This is a genomic window from Clostridium sp. SGI.024 (genome assembly GCF_050315195.1).
Classification (GTDB): domain Bacteria; phylum Bacillota; class Clostridia; order Clostridiales; family Clostridiaceae; genus Clostridium.
Map to the genome: position 1 here is coordinate 1 of NZ_JBNPON010000043.1, position 15,146 is coordinate 15,146.

Consider the following 15,146-nt stretch of genomic DNA (forward strand, 5'->3'; position numbering starts at 1 on the left):
AATTATTTTAAAATACTACAATTATTAATCCCTTGAAAGAACCATGAAGTAGTAAAATAGTTAAGCATAAAACTTTTAAAGTCTTAGATTTATTTTTTTAACACAAAAAAAGGAACTGTGCCTAATTTTTAATGCAACAGACCCTTCATTAATTATTCATTCTACTTTAGCAGTTATACTCCTTCGAAATTAAACAATGGAATAAAACTTTCACTGTCAGTTCCCTCTTCTTGAATAAATCCATTTTTAACACCTAAATTTAAAGCATAACCAATTAAAGCTTCATAATGTTTTTGATTTAAAGGCTTATTTATTTCTGGATACTTTTTTACATTATCTAAAGGTGTATACTGATTCATAATACTAATATAAACCTTATCTCCATAGGTATTATAAATATAATCTATTATTTTCTTAGAATCAAATAAAAGTCCTGGTAACATAAGATGTCTTATTATTACTCCACTTTGTACTATTCCATTTTCATCAAACTTAACCTCTCCAACTTGATTTACCATTTCATCTATGGCTTCCTTTGCATATTTAAAATAATCCTTAGCTTTTGAATATTTACTTGAATATTTAGTATCGAAATACTTCATATCTGGTAAATATACATCTATGTATCCTTTTAATAATTTTATTGTTTCTACTTTCTCATATCCACTACTATTATAAATAATAGGAAGTTTTAATCCATTACTCTTAGCTATTTTTATAGCTTCAATTATTTGAGCAACATAATGAGTTGGAGTAACTAAATTTATATTTAGTGCCCCTTTTTCTTGAAGTTCAATAAATATTTCTGCTAATCTTTCTATATATATTTCTTTTCCCCATTCACATTGACTTATATTGTAATTTTGACAAAATACACATTTTAATGTGCAATGAGAAAAAAATACTGTTCCAGAGCCTATATCCCCTGATATACATGGTTCTTCCCAATAATGAAGGGCAGCCCTAGCCACCCTTATTTTATCTCCTGCTCCACAAAAGCCTCTTTTACCATTTAATCTATTTGCGCCACAATTTCTTGGGCATAACTTACAACTTTCCAACAATTCCATTTTTCATCACTCCAGATTTCTTCAAAACTTTTCATAACCCTATTTATTTTTTACCTTTTAAATCATTAATAATATCACGTAGTTCTGCTGCTCTTTCAAATTGTAAGTTCTTAGCTGCTTCCATCATTTCTTCTGTATATTTCTTAATTAATTTCTTCTTATCTTTTTCTGAAACTTCCTTAATATTTTCAGTACTATATTCCACTTTTTCTTCAGCTACCTTAGTTGCCTCAATTACTTCTCTTACATCTTTAATAATGGTTTGAGGTGTAATTCCATTTCTCTCATTATATTCGATCTGAATTTTTCTTCTTCTTTCAGTCTCTTTTATAGCTTTATCCATGGACTTAGTAATTGTATCGGCATACATTATTACTCTACTTTCAGAATTTCTGGCTGCTCTACCTATTGTTTGAACTAAGGATGTTTCTGAACGTAAGAATCCTTCTTTATCTGCATCTAAAATTGCAACTAATGCTACTTCTGGTATATCTAATCCTTCTCTAAGTAAGTTTATACCTACTAATACATCAAATTCACCTAGTCTTAAATCTCTTATAGTCTTCATTCTTTCTATAGTTTCTATATCTGAATGCATATAAGTAGTTTTTATTCCTAAATCCTTTAAATACTTAGTTAAATCTTCTGCCATTCTCTTAGTCAAAGTAGTAATAAGAGTTCTAAAGCCTTTTTCTGTAGTTTTCTTAATTTCAGCATATAAATCATCTATTTGACCTTTTACTGGTCTTATTTCTATAACTGGATCTAATAATCCTGTTGGTCTTATAACTTGCTCTGCTATATTAGTTGAATTATCTAACTCATATTGTGCTGGTGTAGCACTAACAAAGACTACTTGATTCATTTTTTTCTCAAATTCAGAAAACTTTAATGGCCTGTTATCATAAGCACAAGGTAATCTAAATCCATAATCAACTAAAGTATTCTTTCTTGATCTATCTCCAGCATACATTGCTCTACATTGTGGTAATGTAACATGACTTTCATCTATAAACATTAAAAAGTCATCTGGAAAATAATCTAATAATGTTTGTGGCGGTGTTCCAGGTGCTCTTCCATCTAAAATCCTTGAATAGTTTTCTATTCCACTACAATATCCCATTTCTCTTATCATTTCTATATCAAAGTTAGTTCTTTGTCTTAATCTTTGAGCTTCTAATAACTTTTCTTGACTATTAAGTTCCTTAAGCCTATCTTCAAGTTCATCTTCTATTTGCTTTATAGCCTTCTCTAAAACCTCATGAGATGTAGCAAAGTGAGATGCAGGTGAAATAGAAACATGATTTCTCTCTCCTAATATATTTCCAGTTAATACATCAAATTCTCTTATTCTTTCTATTTCATCTCCAAAAAACTCTACTCTTATTCCTTTATTAGAATAAGATGCAGGAATTATATCTAAAGAATCTCCTCTTACTCTAAAGCTTCCTCTAGCAAAATCAATATCATTTCTTTCATATTGAATTTCTATAAGTTTTCTAATAATCTCATCTCTATCTTTTATCATTCCAGGCCTTAAAGAAATAGTTAATTTTCTATATTCTTCTGGATTACCTAATCCATAAATACAGGAAACTGAAGCAACGATTATAACATCTCTTCTTTCTAATAAAGCTGATGTTGCAGAGTGTCTTAACTTATCAATTTCATCATTTATAGATGCATCTTTTTCTATAAATGTATCTGTTTGCGGTACGTAGGCTTCTGGTTGATAGTAATCATAATAAGATACAAAATACTCTACAATATTATTCGGAAAAAATTCTTTAAATTCTGAACATAATTGAGCTGCTAATGTTTTATTATGAGCTAATACTAATGTAGGCTTTTGAACTCTTTCGATAATATTTGCCATGGTATAAGTTTTCCCTGAACCAGTTACACCTAATAGAGTTTGACATCTATCACCATTATTAATTGAATTAACTAAGCTTTCTATAGCTTGAGGCTGATCCCCAGTTGGTTTAAATTTTGATTCTATTTTAAACTCCGGCATTTTTTCTACTATTACTTTATTTTGTAAAGTAATATCTCCTTTCTATATAAACATGTTTCTCCTTCTAATAAATAGATTATACCTATAATTATATCTTATTACAAAAGTAAATTAATCACTTTTTATAAGTAACATAAATTAAAGTTCACCTAAAATATGAAGTTATAGAAAAATATAAAACAATAGTAAAAAAGGAGATGTTATACCATCCCCAAATCAGTAATATAATTAATTTTTAATTGTCTAAATTTTTTAAAATACATTATTTCATCCATATCATGAGTTATTATAATAGCACTTTTATTTTCTAACTTACTTATTACAAAATCCATGACTTTAATCTTAGTCTCTTTATCCAATCCTTTAAAGGGTTCATCCATTATAAGCAAATCAAAGTCATATAATAATGCTCTAATTATAGCTATCCTTCTCTTCATACCTCCACTTAATTCTCTTACTCTTTTATGCATACAATCCTTTAAATCTAGTAACTCTAAAGATTTTTCAATTTCTAAATTACTTATATTTTCACATACTAATTTTATATTCAATAAAACACTTAAATTTTCACATAAACTATCTTCTTGAAATACAACACTAATTTTTTTATTATTTATTCCTATAACTTTTCCATCATCAGCTTGTACTAATCCCATTAATATTTTTATCAAAGTTGTTTTTCCTACTCCAGAAGCCCCCATTATAAATGATATAGTTTTATCTTTAAAAGTATAATTAAAATTATTTAACACAACTTTATCATTATATCTTTTTTTTAGATTTTCAATTACTATATCCATTTAACTTATCTCCAATCTTTTCAGTAATAAGTCTATTAACTTTAAAAAACTTTTTTGAAAGCAAATACTTATTAAAATAATAACAATAGTCCATGCAAATAAATCAGGAGTATTTAGATATATTTTAGCTGTGTATAACTTTTCACCAATGGAGTTAGCTGGCATACCTATTACTTCTGCTGCTATTCCTGACTTCCAGCATAACCCTAAAGAAATGCTACAGGCAGCTCTTAAATAAGGTGCTACTTCTGATAAATATATATATCTTATTTTTTTAACCCTACTAACCTTAAATACCTTTGCCATATCTTCTAATTCTCTTGGGATATTATTTATTCCATCTAGCACATTTCTATAAACAACAGGTAGTACCATCAAAAAAGATATAAGAATAGATAAATTTTTTGATGAAATCCATATAAGACATAATATTACAAAAGATGCTACTGGAATAGCTTGTATTGTAAGTATTAATGGTTCAATAAGTATTTTAAAATTCTTTTTATTTGATGCTATTATTGCTGTTATTATTCCTATTATAAAAGCTAACATAAATCCTGTTGTTATCTTTGCAAAAGAATAAAATATAGATTTCCAAAATTCTACTTCTATAGATAACTCCAAAATCCTTTTTAAAGTGGCAAAAGGCGTTACTAAAAGTATTTCTTGGTCAATTATCATACTGACAATTTGCCATACTATAAGCCAAAAAACTATTGCTAATATATGAGCTTTATTAATTTTCTTGAATGTAGTAGAAAGCTTCATCTGGTATCTTTCCTCCTACAGACTTTGGATTAGCATCATAAAGTATTTCTAAATACCCACTTAGCTTTTCCTTCATATCTTCGCCATCTATTAATACTATATTACAATAAGGTACTGCTTTTTTAGCTATTTCCGCTGTAACTATTCCATTTTCTTCTATTAATTTAGCTGCTTCATCTAAGTTATTATTTGTAAAATCAACTGATTTTTTATACTCTTCTAAGAAACTAGAAACCTTCTGTGGATATTTTTCAACAAACTCTTTTCTTGCAACTACTACTCCTGTAATTAATGTACTTCCATTATTATTATCTAAGGCTTCCCACTCTTTTGTTAAATCTAAAGCTACTCTTAAATTTTTATTTTTGCTTAAAGCTGTTGTAACAAATGGTTGAGGTAATACAGCTATTCCATTCTCATCATTTAATAAAGCTGCTAAGCACTCTGTATGTTCTGATTTATACTCCACTGTTACATCACTGTTAGGATCTATGCCCTTTTGTTCTAAAATATAATTAAAGCTATATTCAGGAATTGCTCCCTTTCCACTAGAGTAAATTGTTTTTCCTTTTAAATCTTCAATACTATTTATAGAATTTCCATTTTCGATTACATATAAAACTCCTAATGTGTTAATAGCTAATGTTACAACTTCCCCATTAGTATTATTATATAAAACTGATGCTAAGTTTGCTGGAACAGCAGCAATATCTATTTCTTTATTAACTATTTTAGGTGTAATTTCATCTACAGAATTTGCTATAGTAAATTCATAGCTTTTTTCCTCCTTACTATTTTCATCGCTAATCATTTTAACTAATCCCATTCCTGTTGGTCCTTTTAAAGCAGTTACCTTAGCCACTACGCTGGCTTCTTCTTTTGCATCATCTTTTTTTACATTTGAACTACATCCAGCTAATGAACTTATCATTAATGCTATTAATAAAAATAATGTTAGTTTCTTTTTCATAAAATACATCTCCTTATGCTTAGTTTATATTTTAATTTATATTTCATATAGAATTTTTTTTAATTTTTCTTTATCTAATATCCTTATACTATTTTTGTTAAATTCTAAACATTTTTCATTCTGTAATGATTGTAATTCTCTATATAAAGATGCTCTACTTATTCTAAGAATCTTACTTAGCTCTTCCTTAGAGCACTCTAACAAAACCATATTATTATCATTATTTTTTTCTAATAAATGCTCTATAAGCTTCTTCTTACTAGATTGTATATTTAAAAATTCTATTTTTTTTAATAAAAACTGTATTTTTCTGTTACAATAGCGTGAATACTCTAAAGAAATCATACTATCATGCTTTATCATTTCTATAAAATCTCTTTTAGGATAAAAAATAACAGAAACATTACTCTTACATTTTAACACAGTTTCTAAAGGTTCATCCTCAAATATATTAGAAATACCAAAAACATCTCCTTCTTTTAAAAGAGACATATTAACTTCTTTTCCATCACTTGATATACAATATACAGATACTTTCCCAGTTTTAATTACTCCTACATAAAATTCTCCATCAAAAAAATCACTTATAAATTGACCTTTTCTATAAATTTTATTTTTTATTTTGTTTTCAACTATATATCTTTCAGAAAATAATTTGCTATTTACCAGCACTTCTCTCCCACTCAAAGATATCACCTCTTATATGAAAAATACTCAATTTACTTGAAATATTATCATAGTATTTACTACATTTCAACGCTATTGATAATTATTTTCAATTAATTTTATTTCTTATTTGTCTAATTTGATACAGTTTATATTATTATCTAATGCTATTATATATTTTAACAAAAATAATCAAGGAGGTTTACTTAATTAATGAAAACTATATTAATTTCTGGTTCATCTTCTGTTGGAAAAACATCTTTAATAAAACACTTAATTCCTTATTTAAAATCTAAAAATATTAATCCTTCTATATGTAAAATAGATTGCTTAGCTACTGATGATGACTTAATATATAAAAAATTAAATGTCCCATATATAGTTGGGCTTAGTAAAGATATATGTCCAGATCATTTTCTTATTTCTAATATAAACGAACTAATGACTTGGGCAAAAAATAAACATAGTGATATTTTAATAATAGAAACTGCTGGTCTTTGTAATAGATGTTCTCCTGCAACAAATAAAACTTTACATATATGTGTATGTGATTGTACATCTAGTTTTAAAACGCCTCAAAAATTAGGGCCTATGCTAAGTGAAAGTGATGCCATAGTTCTAAGTAAAATAGATATGGTATCTCAAGCAGAAAGAGAAATAATCTCTTTTAATATAAAAAAAATAAATCCTAATTCTAATATATTCTTTATTGATGGCTTAGTTGGTTATGGAGTAGAGCTTATTTCAAATTATATAAATAATATTAATATCGAAAATAATGATACTCACTTATTAAGACATACAATGCCAAGTGGAGTATGCTCTTATTGTATTGGTGAATGTAGGATAGGCGATGAATTCCAACAAGGAATAGTATCTAAAATAAACTTTAGAGGTGATTTTTAATGAAAAGTATAACTATTTATCCTGGTAAAGATAAATATGGTAATATTGAAAACTTTGAAGCATTAACCTTTTATAAAGGTCACATATATTCTATTGTAGGTAATACTGGCTCTGGAAAAAGCAGATTAATAAAGGATATAGAGCAATTTGTAAATAAAGATTCATTAACTCAAAGAAAAATTCTTGTTGATAATATGGAAATACCTATAGAAGAAAGAAATTTCTTTTCTACACAGCTTATTTCACACTTAAGCCAAAATATGAGATTTGTACTTGATTCTACAGTTGAAGAATTCTTAATTATACATAAAGAATGTAAAAATAATAGCTCTGTATCAATAGAAGAAATATTAAATGTTGCAAATTCTATAACATCAGAACCTGTTTCAATGAATCAAGAACTTTCATCTTTAAGTGGTGGCCAAACTCGTGCATTAATGATTGCCGATATTGCTCTTATATCTGATAATCCAATAATTTTAATAGACGAAATAGAAAATGCTGGAATAAATAAAAATATTGCTTTAGATATGCTATTAAAAAGTAATAAACTAATTTTCATTGTTACACATGATCCTCATACAGCATTAATAGCTGAAAAGAGAATAATAATGAAAAATGGATCTATTTTTAATGTAATAGATAAAAGTGAAGAAGAAAAAGAAATATTAAACAAACTTAAACTTATGTATGATTTTCAACTAGAATGTCAATCTAAATTAAGAAAAGGAGATAAACTTTATGAAAACTGTTAAATTATACTGGAGTAATATATGTATACTTCATAAATATGAAAAAGATTATTTAGATAATTTAATTTTAACTTTAAAAGAAAAAAATATTAATTTAGAAATTACTTATTTTGGTATAGGATGTCCTTTTAAACTTAATGAGTATTTAAAGAAAGACGATGCTATACTTCCTGATATTATAGTATCAACTGATTTAGAAGTATATGAAGATAAAAATATCTACTCAAAATTTTCCAAAGACTTATATGAGTTATCACAGTATTTCAATTTAAAAAATGAAATCAAAACTTCAAATGTATATTTCGATAAGAAGATTCTTCCCTTCTTAATTATTCCATTAATTTTTTCATATAATAACAACTATACTGGTCTAAAAGACTCTATTAAAAATATAGTTGAAAGTGATGCTAGAACTGTTGTAGGTGGAATTAATAACTCTGGTGCAAAATCTATAGTAAAAGCTATTTGGAGTGAATACGGAAAAGATTACGCTGAAAAATTCTTATCTAATACAACTATATTAAATATGCCAATACAATCCTTTAATGCAGTAAAAAATGGTTCTGATAGAATTGCTATAACTCCTAGTATATATGCAAAGCGAGCTAATAATACTGATTTATTTATATCATATCCTAATGATGGGGCTATAGCTTTACCCTCTTATATAACTGCAAGTAAATCATTAGATGAAAATACTATGCTAGAAGTTTTAAATTCACTTATAACAAAAGATTTCTGTAATTCATTTGTAAAATCAGCATCATTAGTATCTTGTATTGCTGATACAATTGACGATAATCTTATCTTAAATAATAACCATAAATTTTTATATCCTTCTAAAGAATGGTTAAATAAAACTAATTCTGAAGAATTCTTTGAACTTTATAATAAATATATATAGATGTCTGTTGCACTAAAAATTAGTGCAACAGCTCTTTTTTAATAAAAACTTAAGTATACACAATTTGATAGACACAGAAATATTTAGTTTTTTTTCTTCATTTCATCTAATACTTTCTTAAAATCATCATTATCTACACTAATAGCATTATCTACCTTTACCATTCTTGGTACTAATAACATTCCTACCTTTTTATTCTTTGGTAATATTGATAAATCGACTATTTCCCCGGTAATTTTTTTAACTTTAAATGAAATTTCGTTAAAATTCTCTCTTACAGCTTTAAAAATTTCAACTTCTGATAAAACTTTTTCCCCATTAACTTCTAATATTTTATCTCCTCTTCTTATTCCTGACTCATAAGCTGGCGAAGTTGGTGCTACTTCTAAAACTGAAACTCCATTATCATCAGTAAAATAAATATATTGTCCACTTTTTTCAATTTTATTTTGTATTTTAATCATAAATTCATGTCCTAAAGGAGCAAATATAACAACAATAATTTGTCCAATAATTCCAAATTGGGCTAATTGAGACACTAATGTTAATATAATCCCATATATTAATATTCCAACTCCAGAGTAAACTGGTTTTACATTCTTTCTTTTTGTAAAAGAAACAGAATTATATGATACTACACCATATAATGGTATAGCTGAAATAATTGATGAACTTAACATTAATAATGCTTGTGACTTATTAATTATTGGCCACCAATCTGGTGTAGCTACTGAAGATGTAACTGCTGTTGATATATTACTTGTTATTGCTATAAATATAGCAACTGGCAAAGCCCAATATCTATTATATGCAAACCCACCTACTATTTTTTCGTCTCTATTTGAGAATACAGGTATAGCTCCTCTTCCACCATCAAACATAACTAGTATTCCTTCTAACATATGCATAATGCCTACAAATGTCATAAGTTCCAATATATTAACATTTATGTATGAACTAGTATTTGTAACACTTGCTAAAGAACTTGATAAAATACTTATAGCCCCTAATACTGCTCCAGAATAAGAAAAGCAAATAAACCTCTTTTTTATAAAAAGCAGTAAAATAGAAATCATAAACATAACTTCTATTCCAGAATTTTCATTGAAAATTATTCCTAACATACTCAATATTACACTAACTATAGCTCCAGCAATTATACCTAAAGATATTTGAGATAATGTAAGTTCTAAAGGGGAGTTAATCATCTCCCCAATAGTCATTTTCTGCATAATTGATATTCTCTTATTTTTTGTATAAAACATTATCCCTAAAACTACTAGCATAAATATATGCATAGGCTCAACAATAGCATAAGCTACGGTTCTTAAAGTATATAGTATTAACTCCATTTGTGAGCCTCCTATTTTATCTTTTCTTTTATAACTTCTAATCCTTTATTAAATTGAGGATCTATACTTCTATCATATTCCTTCTCTAAAATATCCTTTGGAATTTCAACTTCTATATCTGGCTTAATTCCTATTTTATGTATATTTTCTCCATTAGGAGTATAATATTTAGAAGTTGTTACTTTTAATCCACCATTACCATCTTTAAATTCTATTAATTGTTGAACGATTCCCTTACCAAAGCTTGTAGTTCCTATTATAGTTCCTGCTTCATAATCTCTTAATGCTCCAGTTACAACTTCTGATGCTGATGCACTTCCTCCATCAATTAATATTACTAATGGCATTCCCTCTGCTTCTCCACCTACTGATTTTGCTTCTTGCTTTTTATCATACTTATCTATTGTATAAGTTACTACCTTTCCCTTTGGTATAAATTGAGAAGCTACATTTACAGCCTCACTAAGAGATCCACCTGGATTCCCTCTTAAATCTAATATCATTCCCTTCATACCTTGAGACTTTAATTCAACTATTTTATTTTTAAAATCCTTTGCTACATCTTCATCAAAGGAAGATATTTGTATATATCCAATGTTTCCATCTATAATTTCACCCTTAACAGAAACAACTTTTATTTCATCTCTAACTATTGAAATATCAAGATATTCAGATCCTTCTCTTAATACAGTTAAGGTTACTTCTTGACCTTTTTCTCCTCTTATTGTTGCTATAGTCTTATCTAAATTAGGCTCTGTTATTTCATTACCATCTACCTTCAAAATTACATCTCCAGCTTTTAATCCTGCTTTTTCTGCTGGTGATCCTTCAATTGGTGACACAACTGTTATTTTATCATCTTTAATTCCTAATTGTGCTCCGATACCAACAAAATGCCCTTCTATTTGATCTTCAAAAGCCTTATATTCGCTAGCATTCATAAATACTGTATATGGATCATTTACTGATTGAGTCATACCTTTAATGGCAGCTTCAAGTAAAGAATTGTCATCTAACTCCCCATCATACTTTGTTAATAAAGCATCTCTAACTTGAAATAGTAATTCATACTTCTTAACATCTTTGATTTCACTAATATCTTTTGCTACGTCTTCACTAACACTTATTAAACTTAGCCCATTAAAAGCAAATAAATTTCCTATATAGAAAAACATAAAATTGGACAATATGAAAACTATAATTAATCCTACTATTATAAAGGTTTTTTTACGTTTACCTTTGTACTTCTTATTCTCCTCCATATTCTAATACTTCCTTTCATAAAACTATAAATTTTCTAAATAATATAATTTAAGTGGAGTTAAACTCCACTTAAATTATATTATTTATTCTTTCATTTTATTAATCTCTTTATACATCTAAGAATTTTCTTAATGCTAATAGACTTCCCAAAGAACCTATTACTGCTCCACCTAATATAAATATCCAAGATAAAGTTTCTAAAACAAATGATGGTGAAACTAAGGAAACTAAGAACATATTTGATACTATGTATCCAAATATCCATCTATATAGTGCATATAGTAGTATGCTTGAAAGTAAAGATCCAACTACACCTATTATCATACCTTCAATTATAAATGGCCATCTTATAAACCAATCAGTAGCTCCTACATACTTCATTATTCCAACTTCTCTTCTTCTAGAGTATACTGTTATTTTGGTTGTATTAGTAATTAAGAATATAGATACCCCTATAAATACAACAAATAATATTAATCCCGTTATTCTAACTCCACCTACAAAAGAGCTTATTGTATCAATCATATCTTGCTGATTTGAAATATCCTCTACACCAGTCATATCCTTAACTGCTTCAGCAATATGCGAAGCATCTTCAGGACTTTCTAATTTTACTATAAATGAACTTGGAAGTGGGTTGTCTTTTAAATCATATCCTTCTAATAAACCTTGATTATCTTTTAACATTTCTTTTAAGTTAACAAAAGCCTCTTCCTTAGATTCATATATAACTTCTTTAACACCATCTAATTCATTAAGTTTCATTTCTATTTCTCTTTGATCTATTAACTTAATATCATTATCTAGATAAACCTTAATTTCTACTTTTGATGCCACATCTTCTATTGCCTTATTAAAATTCAATCCTAATAATATGAAAGTACCAAATATAAAGAATGTAATTAGTACAGTAATCATAGCTGCTATACTTAATGTTCGATTTCTTTTTAAGCTTTTAAAAGCATCTATAAAAAAGTACTTTAATGTATTAAACTTCATCTTCGTACATCCCCCTTGCTGTATCCCTTGCTATACAACCTTTTTCTATGGCTATAACTCTCTTTTTCATATTATCTACTATTTCCTTTGCATGAGTAGCCATTAAAATTGTAGTACCTGCTCTATTTATATCCTCTAAAAGTTCCATTATTTCTTTGGCAGTTTCTGGATCTAGGTTACCTGTAGGCTCATCACATATTAATACTGATGGATTATTTACTATAGCTCTTGCTAAAGCAACCCTTTGTTGTTCACCACCAGATAATTCACTTGGGAACATTTTATATTTATGAGAAAGTCCTACTAATGAAAGTACCATTGGCACTCTTTTCCTAATATCCTTTTGCGAAGCTTCAACTACTCTCATAGCAAAAGCAACATTTTCATATACATTTAGTGTAGGAATAAGTCTAAAGTCTTGATAAACCATTCCTATTTTTCTTCTATAATAAGGTGTTTGCTTTCTAGAAACACTTGAAAGCTTCTTACCTGCTACAGTTATCTCTCCAACTGTAGGTTCTACTTCCTTTATTAACATTTTTATAAAAGTTGATTTTCCTGCTCCTGATGGACCAACTAAAAATACAAATTCTCCTGATTCTATACTTATATTTACATCTGATAAGGCCTTAACATTATTATCATATAGTTTAGATACATTCTTAAATTCTATCATTCTCTCTAACACCTCGCACTTACGCGTATTTTAAAACCTATAGCGTTATTATAGCATAACCAAGCTTAAGTAAAAACTTTTTTTATACTTTTATACTTAATAAAAACTATATTATCCCTTATTTTTATAAAATTTTCATTAAATCTTAATAATCTTTAAACCCTTCTCCTAAAGCTTCTGTGGATTCACTTACAGTTAAAAAAGCTTCTGGATTGTTTAATTTTATAAATTGCTTCAATGTTATAAATTGATTAGAGCTTAATACTGTATATATTACAGTCATGTTTTCCTTAGAGTATCCACCTTTACCGCTTAGTATAGTACATCCTCTATTTATTTCATTATTTATAAAATTTACAATTAGTTTTTCTTTATTAGTAATTATAAACACTTGTTTAACAGGATTTATACCAGCAATAAATTTATCTACTAAAATTCCTATCAATATAGCACTTAAAAGACCAAAAAGTCCCTTTTCAACACCAAATGAATAAATAGCTAACAGAGTTACAGTACAATCTGCTAACAATAATCCTTGCCCTATTGGCAAATGGAAATATTTGTTGATAATCTTTGCAACTATACTAGTTCCACCTGTTGATGCATCTTGGTAAAAAGTTATTGCAGTTCCAATAGCTAATACAGCTGAACCAAATATACAAGCTAATACTAAGTTATCTGTTATTGCCCTAGGACTTAAAAAATTCTCAAAAATCCACATTATTACTGATAACATTACTGTAGCATAAATGCTCTTAGCTCCAAAAGAACTTCCTATTACTAAAAAAGCAAGTGCAAACAATATAATATTAAATATAAAAACTAATATACTTGGATTAATCTCTACTAATTGGTTAATTGCTAAAGCTAATCCTGAAACTCCACCTGCTGCTATATCTAATGGAAAGAAAAAATATTCTAATCCAAATGCAACAATTGCTACTCCAACAGTAGCTAAAAAATATTCTTTTAATTTTTTCATACCTTTAATGTTCTCCTTCTAATAAATGTTCCAATTAAAAGGTTATTGTATATTTTTAAATCCCTCTCCCATAACTTCATGGACCTCTCCAACAGTTATAAAGGCTTTTGGATCAATCTTACTTATATACTGTTTAAGTTTTATAAACTCATTTCTTCCTAAAACTGCATATAATATATAAGTATCTTTTCCCGAAAAACCTCCAACGCCCTTTAAGAATGTACATCCTCTCTCTAATTCATCCATTATAAATTTACCAATTTCATCACTTTTTGTACTTATAACTGTTACTTCTTTGCACACTTGGAACCCTTCTATAACTTTATCAATAGCAATACCATTAATTATAACAGAAAGTAATCCATATAACCCTATATTTATACCAAAAGTAACTGCCCCTAATAAGGTTACTATAAAATCAACAGCTAATAAAGACTTTCCTATGTCAATATGAAAAAACTTATTTAGTATCTTTGCTATAGTGTCTGTTCCTCCTGTGGATGCATTTGCATTAAATACTATAGCCATTCCTATTGCAGTAATAAAGGTTCCAAAAATAGCAGCTAACATTAAATCATTAGTTATTGCTTTTGGATTAAAATATGTTTCAATAATAGTCATCATTCCAGCTAAACTAAAGCTTGATACTATTGTCTTAACTCCAAAATTTTTTCCTAAAAAAATAAATCCTATTACAAATAAAAATAAATCCATTATAAATACTAGTGGCCCAGTAGAAATTGATGGTATATAGTGATTTATTACTATAGCTAATCCAGTCAGTCCCCCTGCTGCTATATTATTTGGTATAAAAAAATATTCTAATGAAATAGCAACTAAAAAGACACCTATTAATATTAATATATATTCTCTTAATCCTTCCTTCATATAGATCTCCTTTCTAGAGAATTTTTATTATTTTTCCACATTATATATTTTCTATCCAAATATACTTTAAGTTTTTTAAATTTTAATACTTTCCTATAAATATTATATTATGTTTTATATTAAAAGTAATTGA

15 protein-coding genes are annotated in these 15,146 nt (G+C 27.4%); 3 read left to right on the forward strand and 12 right to left on the reverse strand.

Annotated elements, in window-relative coordinates; translation table 11 throughout:
• Nucleotides 1-173: 173 nt before the first annotated feature.
• From ACQRD5_RS11765 to ACQRD5_RS11790, 6 genes are all read right to left on the reverse strand, one after another.
• The gene (locus tag ACQRD5_RS11765) at nucleotides 174-1,070 is read right to left on the reverse strand and encodes a radical SAM protein (RefSeq protein WP_291629118.1); all 897 of its coding nucleotides are present in this window, start codon (nucleotides 1,068-1,070) and stop codon (nucleotides 174-176) included.
• 43 nt (nucleotides 1,071-1,113) lie between these two features.
• Nucleotides 1,114-3,087 (reverse strand): excinuclease ABC subunit UvrB, encoded by a 1,974-nt coding sequence (gene uvrB, locus ACQRD5_RS11770; RefSeq protein ID WP_291629119.1) that lies wholly within the window; start codon nucleotides 3,085-3,087, stop codon nucleotides 1,114-1,116.
• 200 nt (nucleotides 3,088-3,287) lie between these two features.
• Nucleotides 3,288-3,887: an ATP-binding cassette domain-containing protein gene (locus tag ACQRD5_RS11775; protein WP_291629122.1), complete on the reverse strand. Its 600-nt coding sequence runs from the start codon at nucleotides 3,885-3,887 to the stop codon at nucleotides 3,288-3,290.
• Complete coding sequence (locus tag ACQRD5_RS11780; RefSeq protein WP_291629124.1) at nucleotides 3,888-4,655, reverse strand: ABC transporter permease; 768 nt, start codon at nucleotides 4,653-4,655, stop codon at nucleotides 3,888-3,890.
• Nucleotides 4,624-5,625 carry an ABC transporter substrate-binding protein gene (locus ACQRD5_RS11785; RefSeq protein WP_291629126.1) on the reverse strand — a complete coding sequence of 334 codons (1,002 nt, stop codon included), beginning with the start codon at nucleotides 5,623-5,625 and terminating at the stop codon, nucleotides 4,624-4,626. The genes ACQRD5_RS11780 and ACQRD5_RS11785 overlap by 32 nt, the downstream gene beginning before the upstream one ends.
• A 36-nt stretch (nucleotides 5,626-5,661) precedes the next feature.
• Nucleotides 5,662-6,312, reverse strand: a complete 651-nt coding sequence (locus ACQRD5_RS11790; RefSeq protein ID WP_291629128.1) for a Crp/Fnr family transcriptional regulator — start codon at nucleotides 6,310-6,312, stop codon at nucleotides 5,662-5,664.
• A 192-nt stretch (nucleotides 6,313-6,504) separates the two neighbouring features.
• Here ACQRD5_RS11790 and ACQRD5_RS11795 point away from each other — a divergent pair, with 192 nt between their 5' ends.
• Genes ACQRD5_RS11795 through ACQRD5_RS11805 form a run of 3 tightly spaced genes read left to right on the forward strand, consistent with a single transcriptional unit; the run spans nucleotide 6,505 to nucleotide 8,853 of the window.
• A complete protein-coding gene (locus tag ACQRD5_RS11795) occupies nucleotides 6,505-7,197 on the forward strand; it encodes a GTP-binding protein (RefSeq protein WP_291629130.1) in 693 nt (230 codons plus the stop codon).
• Nucleotides 7,197-7,952, forward strand: a complete 756-nt coding sequence (locus ACQRD5_RS11800) for an ATP-binding cassette domain-containing protein (RefSeq protein WP_291629132.1) — start codon at nucleotides 7,197-7,199, stop codon at nucleotides 7,950-7,952. The genes ACQRD5_RS11795 and ACQRD5_RS11800 overlap by 1 nt, the downstream gene beginning before the upstream one ends.
• Nucleotides 7,939-8,853 (forward strand): hypothetical protein, encoded by a 915-nt coding sequence (locus tag ACQRD5_RS11805; RefSeq protein WP_291629134.1) that lies wholly within the window; start codon nucleotides 7,939-7,941, stop codon nucleotides 8,851-8,853. Before ACQRD5_RS11800 ends, ACQRD5_RS11805 begins: the two co-directional genes overlap by 14 nt.
• Before the next feature lie 83 nt (nucleotides 8,854-8,936).
• Here ACQRD5_RS11805 and ACQRD5_RS11810 read toward each other — a convergent pair whose 3' ends face one another.
• From ACQRD5_RS11810 to ACQRD5_RS11835, 6 genes are all read right to left on the reverse strand, one after another.
• On the reverse strand, nucleotides 8,937-10,205 hold the full coding sequence (locus ACQRD5_RS11810; RefSeq protein WP_291629135.1) for a PDZ domain-containing protein: 1,269 nt from the start codon (nucleotides 10,203-10,205) through the stop codon (nucleotides 8,937-8,939).
• Nucleotides 10,206-10,216: 11 nt separating this feature from the next.
• Nucleotides 10,217-11,467: a S41 family peptidase gene (locus ACQRD5_RS11815; protein WP_291629136.1), complete on the reverse strand. Its 1,251-nt coding sequence runs from the start codon at nucleotides 11,465-11,467 to the stop codon at nucleotides 10,217-10,219.
• Nucleotides 11,468-11,576: 109 nt separating this feature from the next.
• Nucleotides 11,577-12,467, reverse strand: coding sequence for a permease-like cell division protein FtsX (gene ftsX, locus ACQRD5_RS11820; protein ID WP_291629137.1), 891 nt, complete (start codon nucleotides 12,465-12,467; stop codon nucleotides 11,577-11,579).
• Nucleotides 12,457-13,143, reverse strand: a complete 687-nt coding sequence (ftsE, locus tag ACQRD5_RS11825) for a cell division ATP-binding protein FtsE (RefSeq protein WP_291629138.1) — start codon at nucleotides 13,141-13,143, stop codon at nucleotides 12,457-12,459. The genes ftsX and ftsE overlap by 11 nt, the downstream gene beginning before the upstream one ends.
• A 145-nt stretch (nucleotides 13,144-13,288) precedes the next feature.
• On the reverse strand, nucleotides 13,289-14,125 hold the full coding sequence (locus ACQRD5_RS11830; RefSeq protein ID WP_294168183.1) for a YitT family protein: 837 nt from the start codon (nucleotides 14,123-14,125) through the stop codon (nucleotides 13,289-13,291).
• A gap of 42 nt (nucleotides 14,126-14,167) precedes the next feature.
• Complete coding sequence (locus tag ACQRD5_RS11835) at nucleotides 14,168-15,013, reverse strand: YitT family protein (protein ID WP_291629140.1); 846 nt, start codon at nucleotides 15,011-15,013, stop codon at nucleotides 14,168-14,170.
• Between the last annotated feature and the right edge of the window lie 133 nt (nucleotides 15,014-15,146).

Coding starts and splice junctions, on each gene's coding strand:
- ACQRD5_RS11780 (WP_291629124.1), bottom strand. CDS start 4,655: ATGAAGCTTTCTACTACATTCAAGAAAATTAATAAAGCTCATATATTA.
- ftsX (WP_291629137.1), bottom strand. CDS start 12,467: ATGAAGTTTAATACATTAAAGTACTTTTTTATAGATGCTTTTAAAAGC.
- ACQRD5_RS11835 (WP_291629140.1), bottom strand. CDS start 15,013: ATGAAGGAAGGATTAAGAGAATATATATTAATATTAATAGGTGTCTTT.
- ACQRD5_RS11795 (WP_291629130.1), top strand. CDS start 6,505: ATGAAAACTATATTAATTTCTGGTTCATCTTCTGTTGGAAAAACATCT.
- ACQRD5_RS11830 (WP_294168183.1), bottom strand. CDS start 14,125: ATGAAAAAATTAAAAGAATATTTTTTAGCTACTGTTGGAGTAGCAATT.
- ACQRD5_RS11815 (WP_291629136.1), bottom strand. CDS start 11,467: ATGGAGGAGAATAAGAAGTACAAAGGTAAACGTAAAAAAACCTTTATA.
- ACQRD5_RS11775 (WP_291629122.1), bottom strand. CDS start 3,887: ATGGATATAGTAATTGAAAATCTAAAAAAAAGATATAATGATAAAGTT.
- ACQRD5_RS11805 (WP_291629134.1), top strand. CDS start 7,939: ATGAAAACTGTTAAATTATACTGGAGTAATATATGTATACTTCATAAA.
- uvrB (WP_291629119.1), bottom strand. CDS start 3,087: ATGCCGGAGTTTAAAATAGAATCAAAATTTAAACCAACTGGGGATCAG.
- ftsE (WP_291629138.1), bottom strand. CDS start 13,143: ATGATAGAATTTAAGAATGTATCTAAACTATATGATAATAATGTTAAG.
- ACQRD5_RS11800 (WP_291629132.1), top strand. CDS start 7,197: ATGAAAAGTATAACTATTTATCCTGGTAAAGATAAATATGGTAATATT.
- ACQRD5_RS11785 (WP_291629126.1), bottom strand. CDS start 5,625: ATGAAAAAGAAACTAACATTATTTTTATTAATAGCATTAATGATAAGT.
- ACQRD5_RS11765 (WP_291629118.1), bottom strand. CDS start 1,070: ATGGAATTGTTGGAAAGTTGTAAGTTATGCCCAAGAAATTGTGGCGCA.
- ACQRD5_RS11810 (WP_291629135.1), bottom strand. CDS start 10,205: ATGGAGTTAATACTATATACTTTAAGAACCGTAGCTTATGCTATTGTT.